The sequence below is a fragment of the Pseudomonas entomophila genome (assembly GCF_018417595.1).
GTDB classification, from domain to species: Bacteria; Pseudomonadota; Gammaproteobacteria; order Pseudomonadales; family Pseudomonadaceae; genus Aquipseudomonas; species Aquipseudomonas entomophila_C.
In genome coordinates, this window is the sequence record NZ_CP070982.1 from 1,482,520 (window position 1) to 1,500,378 (window position 17,859).

Genomic DNA, 17,859 nt, shown 5'->3' on the forward strand with positions numbered 1-17,859 from the left:
CGTATCTATGTTGACCAGTGAATGCATCTGTACCCACCTGCGTCGTGCCGCCCGTGGGGTGAGCCGCCACTATGACGAAGCCCTTGCCGACTTCGGTATCAACGTTGCCCAGTTTTCGCTGCTGCGACACCTGCAGCGGCTCGATCGTCCCAGTATCACCAGCCTGGCCGAGGCCATGGGCCTGGAGCGCAGTACGCTCGGGCGCAACGTGCGGGTGCTCCAGGCCGATGGCCTGGTACAACTGGCAGACGGTGACGACCAGCGCAACCGTGTGGTCCTGCTCAGCGAAGCGGGCAGGGCGCGGTTGGAGGCAGCGCACCCGGCGTGGATGAAGGCCCAGGCACAGCTTGTCGAGCAACTGGGCGAAGGGCAGCGTGACGCGTTGGTGCGGATGCTGGAGCACCTGGCGTGATTCGGTATGACTAAAAGCGGGTATATACCCGTATAAACCTTGCGATGTGCTGGAGAGGACGACAATGACTTCCGTGTGGCGGACCAGCGGGTGGGTGTTACTGGGGGCGGCGCTGATCCTGGCGTTGTCATTGGGTGTGCGGCATGGATTTGGCTTGTTTCTCGCGCCGATGAGCGCCGACTTCGGCTGGGGGCGCGGGGTATTCGCTTTCGCCATCGCCCTGCAGAACTTGATCTGGGGTCTTGCACAGCCGTTCTCCGGTGCCCTTGCCGACCGCCTTGGCGCGGCGAGGGTGGTGATCATCGGTGGCATTCTCTACGCCGCTGGGCTGCTACTGATGGCCGTGTCCGACTCGCCCTGGTCGCTGTCTTTGAGTGCGGGCCTGTTGATCGGTATTGGCCTGTCCGGCACTTCGTTCTCGGTGATTCTCGGTGTGGTGGGGCGCGCGGTGGCACCGGAAAAGCGCAGCATGGCCATGGGGATCGCCAGCGCGGCGGGGTCGTTCGGCCAGTTCGCCATGTTGCCGGGCACCCAGGGGTTGATTCAGTGGTTGGGCTGGTCGGCGGCCCTGCTGGTGCTGGGCTTGCTGGTGGCATTGATCGTGCCGTTCGTCAGCCTGCTGCGTGATCGTCCGCTGCCCAGCCATGGCGCCGAGCAGACCCTTGCCCAGGCGCTGCGCGAGGCTTGCACGCACTCCGGTTTCTGGTTGCTAGCCCTGGGTTTCTTTGTCTGTGGTTTCCAGGTGGTGTTCATCGGGGTGCACCTGCCGGCCTACCTGGTCGACCAGCACCTGGCGGCGACCACTGGTACCACGGTGCTGGCGCTGGTGGGGTTGTTCAATATCGTCGGTACCTACACGGCGGGCTGGCTCGGCGGGCGCATGTCCAAGCCGCGCCTGCTGACAGGGCTCTATTTGCTGCGTGCGGTGGTGATCGTGCTGTTCCTCTGGGCACCGGTCACACAGTTCAGCGCCTACCTGTTCGGTATCGCCATGGGCCTGCTGTGGTTGTCCACGGTGCCGTTGACCAATGGCACCGTGGCCACGCTTTTTGGCGTGCGCAACCTGTCCATGCTGGGTGGCATCGTGTTCCTGTTTCACCAGTTGGGCGCGTTCCTGGGCGGTTGGTTGGGGGGTGTGGTGTATGACCGGACCGGCAACTATGACCTGGTCTGGCAGATCTCGATCTTGCTCAGTTTGCTGGCGGCCGCGCTCAACTGGCCGGTGCGCGAGCGTCCGGTGGCGCGTTTGCAGGCCCAGGCGATATGAATCGCGTGGTGGGGCGGGCGCTGTTGGCTATTGCCGGGCTATTGGTGCTGGCACTGGCGTGGTGGGGCTGGCAGAAGGGCGGACTGGCGTTGATGCAGTTGGGCATGAGCCTGTGTTAGGCGCTACCCTGCACCTTCAGGGAATGTCTTGCAGGAGAACTTCATGATGCGTGCAAGCTGGCTGACGATACCCGTGTTGACTCTGCTGGCCGCCACCTCGAGTTGGGCGGCGGATTGCCCGGCACTGCTGCAGGGCAGCCTGCCGGAGTTGCGCGGCAAGGGGCAGATCGACCTGTGCGAGCGCTTTGCCGGCAAGCCGCTGGTGGTGATCAACACCGCCAGCTACTGCGGCTTTGCCCCGCAGTTCGAGGGGCTCGAGGCGACGTACAAGGATTACCACGGCAAAGGGCTGGAAATGCTCGGGGTGCCGTCCAACGATTTCAAGCAGGAAGATGCCGATAGCGACAAGACGGCCAAGGTTTGTTACGCCAATTACGGTGTGACCTTCACCATGACCAAGGCGCAGCCGGTGCGGGGCAAGGATGCGATTCCGTTGTTCGTCGAGCTGGCTCGCCAGAGCAGTGCGCCGAAGTGGAATTTCTACAAGTATGTGGTGGATCGGCGGGGGAAGGTGATTGGGAGTTTTTCCAGTTTGACCAAGCCTGATGATCCGGCGTTCAGGGCGGCCATCGACAAGGCGATCGCTTCGCCGCTTTGATTGTTTGGTTGTTTGGGTTTTGGGCTTTTTGAGCATATCCATTGGCGATGGAGACGCTGATTCACCTTTCCGCCCTTACGGCGGGTTACTTTTGGTCTTGGCCAAAAGTAACCAAAAGCCGCTCGCTCCATCATACGGCCCTACGCTGCGCTCCGGGTCCCTTCGCTCCGGCGCCTTCCGGGCCCGCGCGGCCTACGACTTGCTGCGCAAGTCTACATCTCGCGCCTTCGGCTAACGCCGAAGGGTGCTGCGCACCTGGCCCTCCAGACGCCTGCGCTCAGCCTCCTGAAGTCGCGAAGTTACGGGCGGCGCCTAGGCAGGCGCAGCTGTCGCTCGTTGTTTTTTCTTGGCCTCTAGTGCGCATTCGCCGGCAAAGCCGGCTCCTACCGAATGGTGTACGCCGCTCCATTGTAGAAGCCGGCTTTGCCGGCGAACCGATCGCACAAGCGACACGTCCATCACGAGATTACATAACTATAAAACTTTCCGCTCTTTGCTCTTTGCTCTTTGCTCTTTGCTCTTTGCTCTTTGCTCTTTGCTCTTTGCTTCCGCGAGCGCGCAGCGCTTCGCCCGGCTTTTGATCTTGATGCGCGATAGTCCAGGCGCCGCCAAATGCGACTTCAGGAGGCCGAGCGGAGTTCTTACGTAGTGGGGCGACGGCCATGGATGGCCGTCGAGCGCTGCGCCCCAGGATGGGGCGTTCAGCGCGGTACCCACGGGAGCAACAAAGGCATGAGGGGATCCCGCTGTGAGCGGGACGGATGATGGAGCGAACGGCTTTGGTTACTTTGGCCAAGACCAAAGTAACCCGCCGTAAGGGCGGAAAGGTGAATCAGGGGACTGTCAGATTTTTTGTGTGCGGGCCGGTAACGGCCTGCCGTCAGGCAGGCCCTGATTCTCACCAGGTCGGCCTGATGAACCGATCTCCGTACAGAATCGCAAATTGATTCATCGCGCTTTTCCAATCATGGGCCGGTTTTCCCCAATTGGCTGTTATGTTGCGCAATCCCAGCCAAATCAGTTTGGTCGCTGCGTCATCATTCGGGAAATGCCCGCGAGTCTTGATGACCTTGCGTAGCTGGGCGTTGATGCTCTCGATGGCGTTGGTGGTGTAAATCACCTTTCTGATGGCCGGTGGGAAGACGAAAAATGGAATCACTCGATCCCAGGCGCGTCTCCAGGCAGCCACCACCGTTGGATATTTCTCGCCCCACGGCCCGTTCTCAAACTCATCGAGTGCTTGCTCAGCCGCTTCAGCATTAATGGCTTGGTAAATCGGCTTCAGCTCCTTGGCCAGAGCCCGCCGCTTGTCCCAGGCCGCGAAGTCGAGGCTGTTGCGGATCAGGTGCACGATGCACGTTTGCAACGTCGTCTCTGGAAACACGGCACTGAGAGCCTCTGGCATACCTTTGAGGCCATCGGTCACGGCAATCAGCACATCTTCGACACCGCGCGTCTTGAGATCGTTAAAGACCTTCATCCAAAACTTCGCGCCCTCGGTGTTCTCGATCCAGATGCCCAGGATATCCCGCGTCCCGTCGGGGAGGACGCCCAGGGCCAGGTAAATGGCCTTGTTGCGCACCAGGCCCTCTTCGCGGATCTTCACCCGCAGTGCATCGAAGAAAATGACCGGGTACATCGGCTCCAGTGGCCGCTGTTGCCACGCGCCAATCTCGTCCATGACCTCGTCTGTCACAGAGCTGATGAAGTCGGGTGAGACCTCTGTTCCATACTGCTCGGACAAAAAGGCTCGGATCTCTCTGACCGTCATTCCACGGGCGTACATGGCGATGATCTTGTCATCGAAACCGGTGTACCGCCGCTCGTGCTTGGGGATCAGAATGGGCGAAAAACTGCCGTCTCGATCGCGAGGAATTTCCAGCCGCAGTGGGCCATCCCCCGTTAAAACCGTCTTGCCACTCTTGCCGTTACGCTGGTTGGTTTCATCCTCTGGGCGCTGCGCGCCCGGCGGATAGCCCAGGTGGTGGCCAAGCTCGGCATGCAGAGCGCGTTCGATCAGGGCCTTCTTGAACGCCGCAGAGGCATCCTCGATAGCTTCTGCGGTCATCAGGCCCTCACCGAACTGCTCCAGCAGCTCTTTGGGGATTTTGGGCAGGTCACGCAAGGGTTTCTTTTTGGTTGGCATACATGCACCTCTTACTCATGTTATGCCCGAACACAAAATTTCTGACACCCTCTGAATCAGCGTCCCCATCGCCCATGGATATGCTCAAAACATCCAAAACCCACACTCTGAAAGCCGATCCCACTCAGCGCAAATCCACCGTCAACGCCACCAACCGAACCACCACCGGCCGCACCACCAGCACACAGACAAACGCCACCGGCATCGCCAACTGATAAGCCTTGAGCACACTCCCCAGATAATCGCCACCGACCCCGCCGTTGGCCGCCGTGATCACAAAGCACATCAGCATCGCCATGATCGCCGACATGTAGAAGGCGAAGACATAGGGCATGGCCCCCGGCCGCAGTTTGCGCCGGCTACGTGGTGCAGACAGTTCGTTCATGGAATCCCCCGTTCGAATGAGTGGAGGCGCAGGTTAGCAATGGCCGCCCGGCCTGCTGTAGACCTCGTTCGATGAGTTCTTTATAAAGAAAATCTTATGAATACGCAGGGAACATCGATGGACCTGCTCAACGCTATCCGCAGCTACATCAAGGTGGTCGAGGCCGGCAGCATCGCAGGCGGTGCCCGTGCGCTCGGGATCAGCCCGGCGGCAGTCAGCCAGACCCTGGCCCGGCTCGAGGCGCACCTGCAGGTCCGTCTGCTGTCGCGCACCACCCGCAGCATGGCCTTGACCGCCGCTGGCAGTCTCTACTACGAGCGCGTCCGTGAGATCGATCGCGACCTCGCAAGGGCCGAACAGGCATTGAGCACGCCCGATAGCGAACCCCAGGGGCGCCTGTGCATCGCCTCGACCTCGGCTTTCGGTCGGCACATACTGGCGCCAATGATTCCGGCCTTTGCCGCGCGCTATCCGCAGCTTTCAATAGAGTTGGTAACGACTGATCGCAAGGTCAACCACGCCCGCGAGGATATCGATGTCAGCCTGCGCATCACGCCGCAGCTAGAGGATAACCTGCTGGCCCGGCACATCGCGCGCATCCCCTTCATCTGCTGCGCATCGCCCGGCTACCTGGCCAGCGCCGGTTGGCCGGACAGCCCCGAGGCCCTGCGCGATCATCGGTGCCTGGTGTTCCGCTACCCGGTGGACGGGCGGTTCCTGCCCTGGGGCTTCGTACGCGATGGGCTGCGCTTCGAAGCCCCCTTCGGCCCGGTGCTGATCAGCGATGACATCGATGCCTTGACCCAGATGGCCTTGAACGATGGCGGTATCACCCGCCTGGCCGAGTTCATCGTTCGCCCGCACCTGGATGCCGGTCGCCTGGTGCCATTGTTCGAATTCAGTGCTCACGGCCAGCAGGCCTATGCCCAGACCGAACCCATGGATGTGTACCTGTGCCTGGTCGATCGCTTCGCGATGACGACCAAGGTCCGGGCGTTCATGACGTATCTGGAAGAACAGCTCGGCGACACCTGGCGCGTGCAGGCATGAAAAAACCGCCCGAAGGCGGTTTTTTCATGCAGCGCGAGCGAATCAGAAGCGGTAGGTGAGGGAAGCACCGAGGCCGTGAGCGCTGTTTTCGTACTTGGCCTGGTAAGTACCCTTGGTCGGGCTTGCCAGGTTGACCTTGGTGTCTTCTTCCCACAGGTAGGAGTATGCCACGTCGATGGTCATATCGTCGTTCGGGCTCCAGCCGGCACCCAGGCTGAAGATCTTGCGATCGCCAGTAGGGATGCGTGGTGAACGGTCGTGGTTGTTGGTCGGCGACTGGTCGACAGAGAAACCAGTGCGCAGGGTCCACTCCTTGTTCACCTTGTACGAGGCGCCGATGGCGCCGGCCCAGGTGTCGTGCCAGTTCTGCTCTTCGGTGATGGTGCCGAACTGCGCGCGCAACGCTGCCGGAACATCGTTGTTCACCGTGATGTCCTTCAGGCGGCTCCAGCGCGTCCAGGTGGTGCCTGCGTACAGGGTCCACTGGTCGTCGAGCTCGTGGGTGACCGAGAAGTCCACCGACTCAGGGGTCTTGATCTTCAGGTCGGCATCGAACTTGCTGCCGCTGTAGGGACCGATGAGTGCGTTGTTGATCTTGGTCTTGCCTTCGAGCTTGTAGTCCACCATCGAGTGGTAGGTCAGGCCGAGGCGGGTGTGATCGGTGGCCTGGACCAGGATGCCGATGTTGTAGCCGACCGCAGTGTCGTCACCCTTGATCTTCACTTCACCATCGTTGCGACCCGGGGTGCGCGGGTTGATGGTGTTCGAGCCCAGCTCGCCCTTGATGCGGTTGATGGTCGGACCGAAGCCGATCGAAACCTTGTCGTTGAAGGCGTAGCTGACGGTGGGCTGGAAGGTTACCACTTCGACGTGGCTCTTCTTGCCCCAGTAGCGTGCGGCGTCTCCACTGCCGTAATCGGTCACCAGGCCGAATGGAACGTACACACCGAAGCCAACGCTCCAGTTGTTGTCCAGCGGCTTGACGTAGTAGCCCATTGGCACACCGACGAACGGCACCATGTCACCATCGGTTTCCCCCCCGAGGTTGCTTCCACGGCCCGAAATATCGGATTTGGCAATGACGGCTGCGCCACCCACGGTAATTTGCTCGCGCTTCAGGCGCGACATGCCCGCCGGGTTTCCAAAGACCGTGCTGGCATCTTCGGCAGATGAAGAACGACCCGCGAAACCTGTCCCCATGCCGCTGACACTTTGTTCGTTCAGCGCGAAACCGCTGGCGAGCAAGTGGCTGGAAGCGAGGGCAACGGCAATACCGAGGGAGGTTTTGAGCATTGCTTTTTTCATTATTAGAAACTCCTTGGGATCTCCGGGGCGAAAAGCTACCAACAAATCTCGCTCCACGCTATAGCCTGTATCGCAGGAGATAGAGCTGTTTTGTAGGACAATCCTACCAAAATTCCTTTTTTTCCGGTCTTCCAGGGAGATGGCGCTCAGGAAGTCTGGGCCAGCATCGGGGTGATGCAGTGGTGCCAGGCGAGGGTGAAATCGCGTAGCCGCCCTTGAGGGTTGAAGGTCTGTCGCCAGATTCTCGCCAACCCCAACAAGTCGTCGGCGGGCGGCAAGGGGGAGGCCTGTTCTTCGATCAGCATCCAGGCGATAGCCGTGGCGTAGCGCAGATTGACGGTCAGTTCCAGGTGCGGGCCGCCGAGGAAGGCGTGCTGGCTTGCCAGGCCTCGGACCAGGCTGGCGAGTTCGGGGTCGCGGGCGAGAAAATCGTCCCACACCGATTGATGGCGTTGTTCACCGATGCGGTACAGGCCATGGCCGCGGCGATCATGCAGTGCCGAGCCCAGCGCCGACTGGCTTGCGGCAACGCCCAGTAACAAAGCTTCGGCGCTTTCAGAGTGGCGGTTCAGGTAGATCAGGGTTGGCCGGATCACATATCGGCTCAACTCGGTCGCAGCGATGCCCATGATGCCCTCGCCCAGGATGCCCTTGTTATGGAAAGGGCCGACGGGCGCTGGAGCTTGGCAGCTGGTGAGTGGTCAGGCCCGCCGGAAGCGACCGCAGCCGCTCGAGTTGAAGTGTAGTGTGATAATCGTGGTGTAAAGGGCTGTTTTTAAATCGATTGCTGCCTGAGGGTGCGGGGTATATGCCCGCAGGCAATTAAGCCGGGTCCCTTCAGGCTGCTTGATGGGGCATGCATTCATGGTGTGAATCTGCCGCCATTCGTTCATGCGGTCAGCGATTGGCGGGTGCGATCGATCACGGCCTGGAGCGGTTCAGCACGGGTGTACTGGTCCGGGTAGAGGCGCTCGGAGTGGCAGGCGATGCCATGTTCGTCGACCAGGGTGAAGCTGAAACTGCCCTTGCGTGGGGCAACGATAAGGCACTTCAGCGGAGCGAAGGCTTTGGAAAGGGTGCCGAAGGCAACCTGGATCTGTTGATGGTTACTCATAGTGTTGGATGTTCCTGCGTAAGACACGGCTTTTGATCCGTGCACAATAGAAACGTTCCAGTGACATCTTTATTAAGGAGATGCAGAACCTGACTGGAACAGGGCAGCCAGAGGGGCGCATGCAATAGGTGGCGCTGGGCTGACTGGTAGGTACGACAGAAGGCAGGCAGCACACCGGGGCCAGGGTTCGAGGCGCCGGGGAAGATCCTGATCAATCTGAAACGTGATTCGTGCTTGAGCAGCGTGAGCCGCCGAGTGAATCATCGAATGGGCCGGTCCTGATGGGGCAGCGCTGGGCTGCAAGGACTGAGTGGCCAGAATTGACTTTCAGCTGGGTACTAACAGGGCGCAACCCTACACGAATGATTCGGGGGTTGCAAGTTTTTGATGTTTGTTGCGCGAAGCCGACCATTATGTCGCTTCCAGAGGCTGCTGTGAAGAGGGGCGAATACCCCGGTAATCCCTCGAATGTACCGATTTCGTGCATGGACGTGCCGTTTGATGGTGCACTTGTACACATTCGGGCGACGACTTGTAACCCCCTTGCAACAGGTTGTGGATGACTCGCCAATGCCTTGACTGGGGGCTTAAGTCAATGAAAAAAAACACTAATTTTTGCTGGTGAAAAAATCGACAGTTTGACTGAAAGCCCCATTTCACAGGGGTTTGCGGGCTGTGTAGAGTGGTTGTCCACCGAGTTATCCACAGCTTCTGTGGATTGTCCCGTGCGCTTGCTCTAGGACGGGCGTGCCAGCAGTTTCATGAACTGTCCGACAATCGGGTTCCAGGCTGGAAGTCACACGTGGGCAGCTGTGAAACGTCAAGAAAAAAACATTGAAGATTTTTTTGCGTGGCCAAAAGTCGAGCACGTCACGAACACGAAAAAGGAGTAGAGTTGCGCGCCTCTCGAGTCACCATCGCTGTCGGTCATGAAGCTTCGCGGTAAACACCTCGCCAGTCCTGTTGCATCCTCTGTGCTGTCATCCCCAAGACGTTTTTCCCTGAAAGTGGCCCTGTGGCTGCTCGACAACCCGCGCCTAGGTGACAAGCCCAGCGTCAAGCACCTGGCCGGGCGCCTGCTCAAGCAGCCGGCGCGCCAGGGCGTGGTGGTGGCCCAGAGCCGTCTGGGCCAGATGCTTTGCCATGACTGCGGCAACGCTCGGGACCGGCGTATCGGCCATGAACTGTTGCGCCAGGCCGCACGTGCCGGTGACCGCCGTGCGCAACTGGAATACGGCCGGTTGTGCCAGGCGCAGGAGCCGGAGCAGGCCCGTTACTGGCTGGAACTGGCGGCGGGGCAGGGATCGCAGGAGGCCCGGCGGTTGTTGCTGTAGGAGCGGATTCATCCGCGATGCGCCGCTTGGGCGGCGCTCGATTGCACACGCTCAACACCTCTGCCGGCGAGCACCTTACGGCCCTGACAGTTCGCAATCTTGGGTGGTAGTCCTAGGCGCCCGCCGAGGGTGTGATGGGACCATCGGGACCGAGCGCCGCCACGCGGCGCATCGCGGATGAATCCGCTCCTACACACAGCCATGCCTGGTAACAGGCAGCTTCGCAGCCAGGCTGATAAGCTGCGCAGCAATCGTCAACGTTAGATCGGGGTAAGCATGACAGTGGATCTGACCAGCATTCTGCTGGGCTTGGTGGCCGGCGCGGTGCCCTGCCTGGGTTGGGTCATGCAGGTGCAGCGTGGTCAGGGCGCGCGCAGGGCCGAGCAGGCGCTGCTCGAGGAGCGCCTGAACGCCGCGCAGATGGCCCAGGCCGGGTTGCAGGCGCAACTGGAGGCCGGGCGCGACGAGATCAGCGACCTCAGTGAGGCCAACACCGTCAAGCAGACCCAGCTCGCCGCCCAGGGCCGTGAGCTCGAATTGCTGCAGATCGACCGTGACAACGCTCGCGACGCCGCCCACGCCTGGAGCCTGGAGCGCGCCAACCGTGAAGCCGAGCTGCGTCGCCTGGAGGCGCAAGCCGCGCGTCTTGAAGCCGAATTGCGCGAGCAGCAGGAGAGTCACCAGCAACGCCTTGAAGACCTGCAGCAGGCGCGTGACACCCTGCGTGCCCAGTTCGCCGAGATGGCGACGAAGATCTTCGACGAGCGCGAGCAGCGATTCGCCCAGACCAGCCAGCAGCACCTGGGGCAATTGCTCGATCCGCTAAAGGAGCGTATCCAGGCGTTCGAAAAGCGCGTCGAGGAAAGCTACCAGCAGGAGGCCCGCGAGCGCTTTTCCCTGGGCAAGGAGCTCGAACGCCTGCAGCAACTCAACCTGCGCCTCTGCGACGAAGCCACCAACCTCACCCAGGCGCTCAAGGGCCAGAAGACCCAGGGCAACTGGGGCGAGCTGATCCTCGAGCGGGTGCTGGAGCATGCTGGCCTGGAAAAGGGCCGCGAGTACCAGACACAAGTCAGCCTCAAGAGCGCCGATGGCGAGCGCTTCCAGCCCGATGTGTTGATCATGCTGCCCGGTGACAAGCAGGTGGTGGTCGACGCCAAGGTGAGCCTCACCGCCTACCAGCAGTTCGTCGGTAGCAACGACGAGACTGCGCTCAAGCAGCACGTGCAGTCCCTGCGCAACCATGTCAAAGGCTTGTCGAGCAAGGACTACAACCGCCTGGACGGGTTGCACAGCCTGGACTTCGTCTTGCTCTTCGTGCCGATCGAGGCAGCCTTCTCGGCGGCCCTGCAGGCCGAGCCCAACCTGTTCCAGGAAGCCTTCGACCGGCAGATCGTGATCGTCAGCCCGACCACCCTGCTGGCCACCCTGCGGGTCATCGACAGCCTGTGGAAGCAGGAACGCCAGAGCCAGAACGCCCGCGAGATCGCCGAGCGTGCCGGCTGGCTGTATGACAAGTTCGTGCTGTTCATCCAGGACCTGGACGAACTGGGTGCGCGCCTCACCCAGGTGGACAAGGCCTACGCCGCGGCGCGCAACAAACTCTGCGAAGGGCGCGGCAACCTGGTCAGCCGCAGCGAACAGCTCAAGCTGCTCGGTGCCCGCGCCAGCAAGAGCCTGCCCAGCGAGCTGATCGAACGGGCGCTGGCGGACGAAGCGGTTACTGAACCAGGCTCAGATGCCGATTGAGCAGGGCGCGCAAGGCGGCCGGCTTGACCGGTTTGGCGAGGTAGTCGAGGCCGGCGGCGTGGACCATGGCGATGGTTTCGTTGCGCCCGTCGGCACTGATCACCACGCCCGGCACAGGCTCACCCAGGCGCGCGCGTAGCCAACCCATCAAGCCAGTCCCGGTCTCGCCGTCGTCCAGGTGGTAGTCCACCAAAGCCAGGTGCGGGCGCAGGCCGTCGGCCAACAGCGCCTCGCATTCAGCCTGGTTGCGCGCGGTCCACACTTTGCAGCCCCAGCGACCGAGCAGGCTGTTCATGCCGATCAGGATGCTGTCTTCGTTGTCGACACACAGCACCTGCAACCCGGCCAGGGGCTGGCCGGCCTGCTCCACGGGGGGCACGGCGGCGGGCGCCGGGCTGCGGGCGATCGGCACGCTGACGCGGAACACGCTGCCTTTGCCTGGCCATGAGCGCACTTCCAGCTGATGCCCCAGTACCCGGCACAGGCCATCGGCAATCGCCAGGCCCAGGCCCAGGCCTTTTTCGGCGCGGGTCTGGTGGCTGTCCAGGCGCTTGAACTCCTGGAAGATCACCTGCAGCTTGTCGTCGGCGATGCCCGGGCCGCGGTCCCACACCTCCAGCCACAGGTGCTCGCCCTGGCGCCGCACGCCAAGCAGCAGCGGGCTCTTGCCGTAGCGCAGGGCGTTTGTGAGGAAGTTCTGCAGGATCCGGCGCAGCAGTTTCATGTCGCTGTCGACCCGCAGCCGACTGCCGCGCAGGCGGAACTCCAGGCCTTTCTCGGCGGCCAGCACCTTGAACTCGGCGCCCAGGGTGTCGAACAGCTCGTTGAGGGCGAAGGGCTTGACGTCCGGGGTGACCTTGCCGTTTTCCAGGCGCGAGATGTCCAGCAGGTCGCTGATCAGCTCTTCGGCCGAGCGCAGCGAGCTGTCCATGTGCTGCACCAGTTGCTGGGCTTCATCGTTCATGCCTTCGGCCTGCTGCGACAGGGCCGCGGAGAACAGCCGCGCGGCATTGAGCGGTTGCATCAGGTCATGGCTGACGGCGGCGAGGAAGCGGGTCTTCGACTGGCTGACCGCCTCGGCGCGGCTCTTGGCTTCGGACAGCGCCTGGTTGAGCTGCGACAGTTCGTGGGTACGCTCGGCGACCCGCTGTTCCAGGCTTTCGTTGGAGTCGCGCAGCGCTTGTTCGGCTTCGCGGAACGGGGTGATGTCGGTGAAGCTCATGACGAAGCCGCCACCGGGCATCGGGTTGCCGATCAGTTCGATCACCCGGCCATTGGGGAACAGCCGTTCGGAGGAGTGGGCGCGGCCTTGGCGCATCCAGTGCAGGCGCCGGGCCACATGGACCTGGGCCTCGCCCGGGCCGCACAGGCCGCGCTCGGCGTTGTAGCGGATGATGTCGGCGATCGGCCGGCCGACGCTGATCAGGCCGTCGGGGTAGTTGAACAGCTCCAGGTAGCGGCGGTTCCAGGCCACCAGGCGCAGGTTCTGATCCACCACGCTGATGCCCTGGTTGATGTTCTCGATGGCGCCTTGCAGCAGGGCGCGGTTGAACTGCAGCACCTCGCTGGCCTCGTCGGCGATGCGCACCACGTCCTCGAGCTGCATCTCGCGGCCTTCGATGGCCGCCTTGACCACTGCGCGGGTGGAGGAGGTGCCGAGCACCCCGGCGAGCAGGCGCTCGGTGTGTTCGATCCAGTCGCCGTCGGCGTTCTGGTTGGGGTTGAAGCCCTTGCCCTGGCGGTAGGCGAAGCGGATGAAACTCTGCCGTGCGCGCTCTTCGCCGACGAAGCGCGCGGCGAGCTTGAGCAGGTCGTCGATCTGTACCGCCAGCAGCGGTTTGCTGGAGGGGCGGGCGCTGGTCTGCTGGCCGATGAAGCGGCCGGCCTGCCAGTGCTCGGAGACCCGCGTGCGCGACAGGATCGACACCCAGGCGAACAGCGTGAAGTTGCCCGCCAGCGACAGCACCACGCCTTGGGTGAGCGGTGTGATCGGTAGGTTCAGCGGGTTGCCGTGCAGCCAGGCCAGGCCTGGGAACAGCGACAGCGACCAGCCCAGGCTGTGGGCGGTGATGGGCAGGACCAGGGTGTAGAACCACAGGAAGATGCCGGTGGCGAGGCCGGCGAACACGCCGCGGCGGTTGGCCTGTTTCCAGTACAGCGCGCCGAGCATCGCGGGGGTCAGCTGGGTGACCGCGGCGAAGGCGATCTGGCCGATGGTCGCCAGGCTTGCGGTGGAGCCCAGCAGGCGGTAGCTGACGTAGGCCAGCAACAGGATCACCACGATGGTCACCCGGCGCACCGAGAGCATCCAGTGGCGGAACGCCTCGAACGGCCGCTCGGCGTTGTTGCGCCGCAACAGCCAGGGCAGCAGCATGTCGTTGGAGACCATGGTCGACAGCGCCACCGCCTCGACGATGACCATGCCGGTGGCCGCCGAGGCGCCGCCGATGAAGGCCAGCAGCGCCAGGCTCGGATGCGCTTCGGCCAGCGGCAGGCTGATCACGAACGAGTCGGAGATCACCGTGCCCGGCAGCAGCATCTGCCCGGCCAGGGCAATGGGCACCACGAACAGCGCGGCCAGCGCCAGGTACAGCGGGAACACCCAGCGCGCCAGACGCATGTCCTGGGGCTCGATGTTCTCCACCACGGTGACGTGGAACTGCCGTGGCAGGCAGATGATCGCCATCATCGCCACGGCGGTCTGCACCACCATCGACGGCCAGTTGATGGTCTCCTGCCAGTAGCTTTCCAGGTGCACCGACTGGCGCGCCTGGGTGAACAGGTCGTCGAAGCCGTCATACAGGTTGAACACCACGAAGGCGCCCACGGCGAGAAACGCCAGCAGCTTGACCAGCGACTCGAAGGCGATGGCCAGGACCATGCCGCGGTGGTGCTCGGTAACGTCCAGGCTGCGGGTACCGAAGACGATGGCGAACAGCGCCAGCACCAGCGAGATCACCAACGCGGTGTCCTGCACCCGGCTGCCGGTGGCGTCGGCATTGGCGCCGATCAGCAGGTTCACCCCCAGCACGATGCCCTTGAGCTGCAGGGCGATGTAGGGCAGCACGCCGACCAGGCAGATCAGCGCCACCACCACAGCCAGCGTCTGCGACTTGCCATAGCGCGCGGCGATGAAGTCGGCGATGGAGGTGATGTTCTGCTGCTTGCTGATCAGCACCATCTTCTGCACCACCCAGGGTGCGAAGATCAGCAACAGCATCGGCCCGAGATAGATGGGCAGGAACGCCCACAACTGCTCGGCGGCCTGGCCGACCGCGCCGAAGAAGGTCCAGCTGGTGCAGTACACCGCCAGCGACAGGCTGTACACCCAGGCGCGCAGGCGCGGCGGCAGCGGGGTGCTGCGGCGGTCGCCGTAGAAGGCGATGGCGAACATGATGGCCATATAGGCCAGGGCGACCACGGCGATCAGCCCGCTGGACAACGACATGCAAACTCCGGAGCAAAAAATAGAACGCGGTCCCGATCAATCAGTCTGGCACGCGAGGACAGGTTCGTCAGCGCAGACCATGGTCGCAGTGGCAGGACGTCGCAGGGGAGGGCATGGCACACCCTGTAGGAGCGGGTTTACCCGCGATCACCGGCGGAGCCGGTGCCATGCCCTGTGCTGGCTGCATCGCGGGCAAACCCGCTCCTACAATCGTTACCGCCTATTGCACCACGCTTCGCGTACCCAACCAATAGAACACCGCCGCCAGGATCACCGACCCGATCAACAGGTAGAACACCGCCCCTGGTACCAGGTACCCCAGCGCCGCGCCCACCAGCACCGGCCCCAGCGCCGCGCCAAGGTTGCCCAGGTTCTGCGCCCCGTAATAGACACCCCGCAGGTGCTCCGGCGCAATCAGGTCGATGAACATGTATTCGGCCGGGATGACGATGATCTCGCCCAGGGTGAACACCAGCATGGCGATGCACCAAGCCAGTACCGAACCGGCCAGGGAGAAGCCCAGCAAGCCCGCGACGAACATCGCCATGCCGGCCATCAGCCAGGGCATCAGGCGGCGCCGATTGATGCGCCGGCCGATCAGGTACTGCAGGGCGATCACCGTCACGGCGTTGGTGGTCACCAGGTACCCGACCAGCCGCGCCGCCTCCTCGGGGCTGCTGGTGACTACTAGGTATTGCGACAGGTAGGCGGTGAACTGGCCGAACACCACCGCGCTGAGCACACCACCCAAGGTGAAGCACACCAGGCGTCGGTCGCGGGCCAGGCCCAAAGCCACCTGGGCGAAGCCGGCGCTGGGTTGTGTTTCGGCGCGGGCCTCCAGGCCACGGGCGCCCAGGCGTTGGTACGCCAGGCACATGCCCAGGCCGATCAGCGCGGACGCCACGAACGGCAGGTGGCCGTCCACTTCGATCATGGCCACCCCAAGCATCGGGCCGACGGCATAGCCAATATTGCTCAGGGTGTACTTGATCGCGAACACCTCCGCGCGCGCGTCCACCGGCAGCAGGGCGCAGAAGCCCGCCTTGGCGGCGATGTCGACCATGGCCAGGGTCAGGTTGATCAGCACCAGGCAGAGGAAGAACAGCGCCGCCGATGGGCTGGCGATGGCGCCGGCGAAGGCCAGCGCGAAGATCAACAGGCTGGCGATGACCAGCGTATGGTTGCGCACGGTATCGACCAGGTGCCCGCCGTACAGGCTCAGTAGCGAAGCGACGATCAGCGCGCCGCCGATCAGCAGGCCGATGCGGCCGACCGTGAGCTGGAAATTGTCGGCCAGGTAGACCACCAGGTAGGGCAGGGTGATGGCTCGGGCGACGGTCAGGGTGAAGGTGGTGAGCAACAGCAGGCGTACCGGCTTCGGGTAACCTCTGAGAGCAGCAAGCATTGCGACGTCCTGGTCTGGGTGGGGCAGTCGCCAAGCATATTCCAAGGGCCACAGAGTGCGCTATATCTGCAAAATAGATAACAGATAGAGAAATTACCCGTTATATGGATATTCTTTGCGAGCATAAGATAATTCCACCTTACACAAGGCCAGGAGACATCCCATGCCATGCACCCAGACTCGCGCACCGTCGTGGCGCCCCTTCAGCCAGTTGGCCCATCCCCGCGAAGTGATCCGCCAGTTCACCCCCAACTGGTTCGCCGCGACCATGGGGACTGGCGTGCTGGCGCTGGCCCTGCATCAAGTCCAGGTGCCACTGCTCGATGCCGTGGCCGAGGGCCTGTGGTGGTCGACCATCGGCCTGTTCGTCCTGTTCTGTGTTCTGTATGGCGCACGCTGGCTGCTGTTCTTCGACGAGGCACGACGGATCTTCGCCCACTCCACCGTGTCGATGTTCTTCGGCACCATCCCCATGGGCCTCGCCACCCTCCTCAACGGTGCGCTGGTGTTTGGTCTGGCACGCTGGGGCGAGGCCGTGGTGCCGTGGGTCGAAATGCTCTGGTGGCTGGACGTGGGCCTGGCGCTGCTGTGCGGCGTGGCCATTCCGTACCTGATGTTCACCCGCCAGGAACACAGCATCGACCAGATGACGGCGGTGTGGCTGTTGCCGGTGGTGGCGGCCGAAGTGGCCGCGGCCAGTGGCGGGTTGCTGGCACCGCACCTGCTGGACGCGCACCGGCAGTTCCTGGTGGTGATCACCAGCTACGTGATGTGGGCGGTATCGTTGCCGGTGGCCTTCAGCATCCTCACCATTCTCATGCTGCGCATGGCCTTGCACAAACTGCCACCGGCCAACATGGCGGCCTCCAGCTGGCTGGCGCTGGGGCCGATCGGCACTGGCGCGCTGGGCATGCTGGTGCTGGGGGGCGATGCGCCGGCGGTGTTCGCCGCCAATGGCCTGGGCAGCCTGGGAGAAGTGGCTCGGGGCCTTGGCCTGGTGGCCGGCATCGTGCTCTGGGGGGCCGGTTTGTGGTGGCTGCTGACGGCGGTGTTGATCACCCTGCGCTACATGCGCCAGGGCATGCCGTTCAACCTGGGCTGGTGGGGGTTCACCTTCCCGCTGGGCGTGTACTGCCTGGCCACCCTGAAGCTGGCGGCCTGGCTGGGGCTTGGGTTCTTCACTGTGTTCGGCCAGGTGCTGGTGGTGGCGTTGGCGCTGCTGTGGCTGCTGGTGGCCAGCCGGACTGTGCGTGGGGCTTGGCGCGGCGAGCTGTTTGTGTCGCCGTGCATCGCGCAGTCGTGATGGTGTTTCGGTAGTAGATCGCTCAGGAAGCAGAGTCGCCAGCACAACCTGCGTGGGATCAACGGTCTAGCAGTTTACGTTTGCCTTTGTGGGAGCGGCCTTGTGTCGCGAAAGGGCCGCAAAGCGGCCCCAACGATCATTGCATCGACAATGAGATACCGGGGCCGCTACGCAGCCCATTCGCGACACAAGGCCGCTCCCACAAGGATCGCGCAAGGCTTGAG

Annotated in this window: 15 protein-coding genes; 8 read left to right on the plus strand and 7 right to left on the minus strand. The window is 62.9% G+C overall.

The window, feature by feature from the left end; genetic code table 11:
• Positions 1 to 7 precede the first annotated feature (7 nt).
• From JYG34_RS06530 to JYG34_RS06540, 4 genes are all read left to right on the plus strand, one after another.
• A complete protein-coding gene (locus JYG34_RS06530) occupies positions 8 to 412 on the plus strand; it encodes a MarR family winged helix-turn-helix transcriptional regulator (protein ID WP_213659963.1) in 405 nt (134 codons plus the stop codon).
• Between the two features lie 64 nt (positions 413 to 476).
• Positions 477 to 1,679, plus strand: a complete 1,203-nt coding sequence (locus JYG34_RS06535; RefSeq protein WP_434011217.1) for an MFS transporter — start codon at positions 477 to 479, stop codon at positions 1,677 to 1,679.
• Positions 1,676 to 1,798, plus strand: coding sequence for a hypothetical protein (locus JYG34_RS26430; RefSeq protein ID WP_283811803.1), 123 nt, complete (start codon positions 1,676 to 1,678; stop codon positions 1,796 to 1,798). Before JYG34_RS06535 ends, JYG34_RS26430 begins: the two co-directional genes overlap by 4 nt.
• A 46-nt stretch (positions 1,799 to 1,844) precedes the next feature.
• Positions 1,845 to 2,396 (plus strand): glutathione peroxidase, encoded by a 552-nt coding sequence (locus JYG34_RS06540; protein ID WP_213661122.1) that lies wholly within the window; start codon positions 1,845 to 1,847, stop codon positions 2,394 to 2,396.
• A gap of 898 nt (positions 2,397 to 3,294) precedes the next feature.
• Here the strand turns inward: JYG34_RS06540 and JYG34_RS06545 are convergent.
• Positions 3,295 to 4,542 (minus strand): IS256 family transposase, encoded by a 1,248-nt coding sequence (locus JYG34_RS06545; protein WP_213657248.1) that lies wholly within the window; start codon positions 4,540 to 4,542, stop codon positions 3,295 to 3,297.
• A gap of 124 nt (positions 4,543 to 4,666) precedes the next feature.
• A complete protein-coding gene (locus tag JYG34_RS06550; RefSeq protein WP_213659964.1) occupies positions 4,667 to 4,927 on the minus strand; it encodes a DUF2798 domain-containing protein in 261 nt (86 codons plus the stop codon).
• 117 nt (positions 4,928 to 5,044) lie between these two features.
• Here JYG34_RS06550 and JYG34_RS06555 point away from each other — a divergent pair, with 117 nt between their 5' ends.
• Positions 5,045 to 5,977, plus strand: coding sequence for a LysR family transcriptional regulator (locus tag JYG34_RS06555; protein WP_213659965.1), 933 nt, complete (start codon positions 5,045 to 5,047; stop codon positions 5,975 to 5,977).
• A gap of 42 nt (positions 5,978 to 6,019) precedes the next feature.
• On the opposite strand, the gene JYG34_RS06560 is transcribed toward JYG34_RS06555, so the two are convergent.
• From JYG34_RS06560 to JYG34_RS06570, 3 genes are all read right to left on the minus strand, one after another.
• Positions 6,020 to 7,282, minus strand: coding sequence for an OmpP1/FadL family transporter (locus tag JYG34_RS06560; protein WP_213659966.1), 1,263 nt, complete (start codon positions 7,280 to 7,282; stop codon positions 6,020 to 6,022).
• Positions 7,283 to 7,428: 146 nt separating this feature from the next.
• On the minus strand, positions 7,429 to 7,911 hold the full coding sequence (locus JYG34_RS06565; RefSeq protein ID WP_213659967.1) for a hypothetical protein: 483 nt from the start codon (positions 7,909 to 7,911) through the stop codon (positions 7,429 to 7,431).
• A gap of 260 nt (positions 7,912 to 8,171) precedes the next feature.
• Complete coding sequence (locus JYG34_RS06570; protein ID WP_213659968.1) at positions 8,172 to 8,396, minus strand: hypothetical protein; 225 nt, start codon at positions 8,394 to 8,396, stop codon at positions 8,172 to 8,174.
• Between the two features lie 929 nt (positions 8,397 to 9,325).
• Here JYG34_RS06570 and JYG34_RS06575 point away from each other — a divergent pair.
• Both JYG34_RS06575 and rmuC read left to right on the plus strand, forming a co-directional pair.
• Positions 9,326 to 9,730, plus strand: coding sequence for a tetratricopeptide repeat protein (locus tag JYG34_RS06575; RefSeq protein ID WP_213659969.1), 405 nt, complete (start codon positions 9,326 to 9,328; stop codon positions 9,728 to 9,730).
• A 390-nt stretch (positions 9,731 to 10,120) separates the two neighbouring features.
• Positions 10,121 to 11,479, plus strand: a complete 1,359-nt coding sequence (gene rmuC, locus JYG34_RS06580; RefSeq protein ID WP_213661123.1) for a DNA recombination protein RmuC — start codon at positions 10,121 to 10,123, stop codon at positions 11,477 to 11,479.
• Here rmuC and JYG34_RS06585 read toward each other — a convergent pair.
• Both JYG34_RS06585 and JYG34_RS06590 read right to left on the minus strand, forming a co-directional pair.
• Positions 11,451 to 14,927, minus strand: coding sequence for a hybrid sensor histidine kinase/response regulator (locus JYG34_RS06585; RefSeq protein WP_213659970.1), 3,477 nt, complete (start codon positions 14,925 to 14,927; stop codon positions 11,451 to 11,453). The two genes, rmuC and JYG34_RS06585, sit on opposite strands and share 29 nt — an antisense overlap.
• Positions 14,928 to 15,147: 220 nt before the next feature.
• On the minus strand, positions 15,148 to 16,332 hold the full coding sequence (locus JYG34_RS06590) for an MFS transporter (RefSeq protein ID WP_213659971.1): 1,185 nt from the start codon (positions 16,330 to 16,332) through the stop codon (positions 15,148 to 15,150).
• 163 nt (positions 16,333 to 16,495) lie between these two features.
• Between JYG34_RS06590 and JYG34_RS06595 the strand changes: the two genes are divergently transcribed.
• The gene (locus JYG34_RS06595) at positions 16,496 to 17,635 is read left to right on the plus strand and encodes a TDT family transporter (protein WP_213659972.1); all 1,140 of its coding nucleotides are present in this window, start codon (positions 16,496 to 16,498) and stop codon (positions 17,633 to 17,635) included.
• Positions 17,636 to 17,859 lie beyond the last annotated feature (224 nt).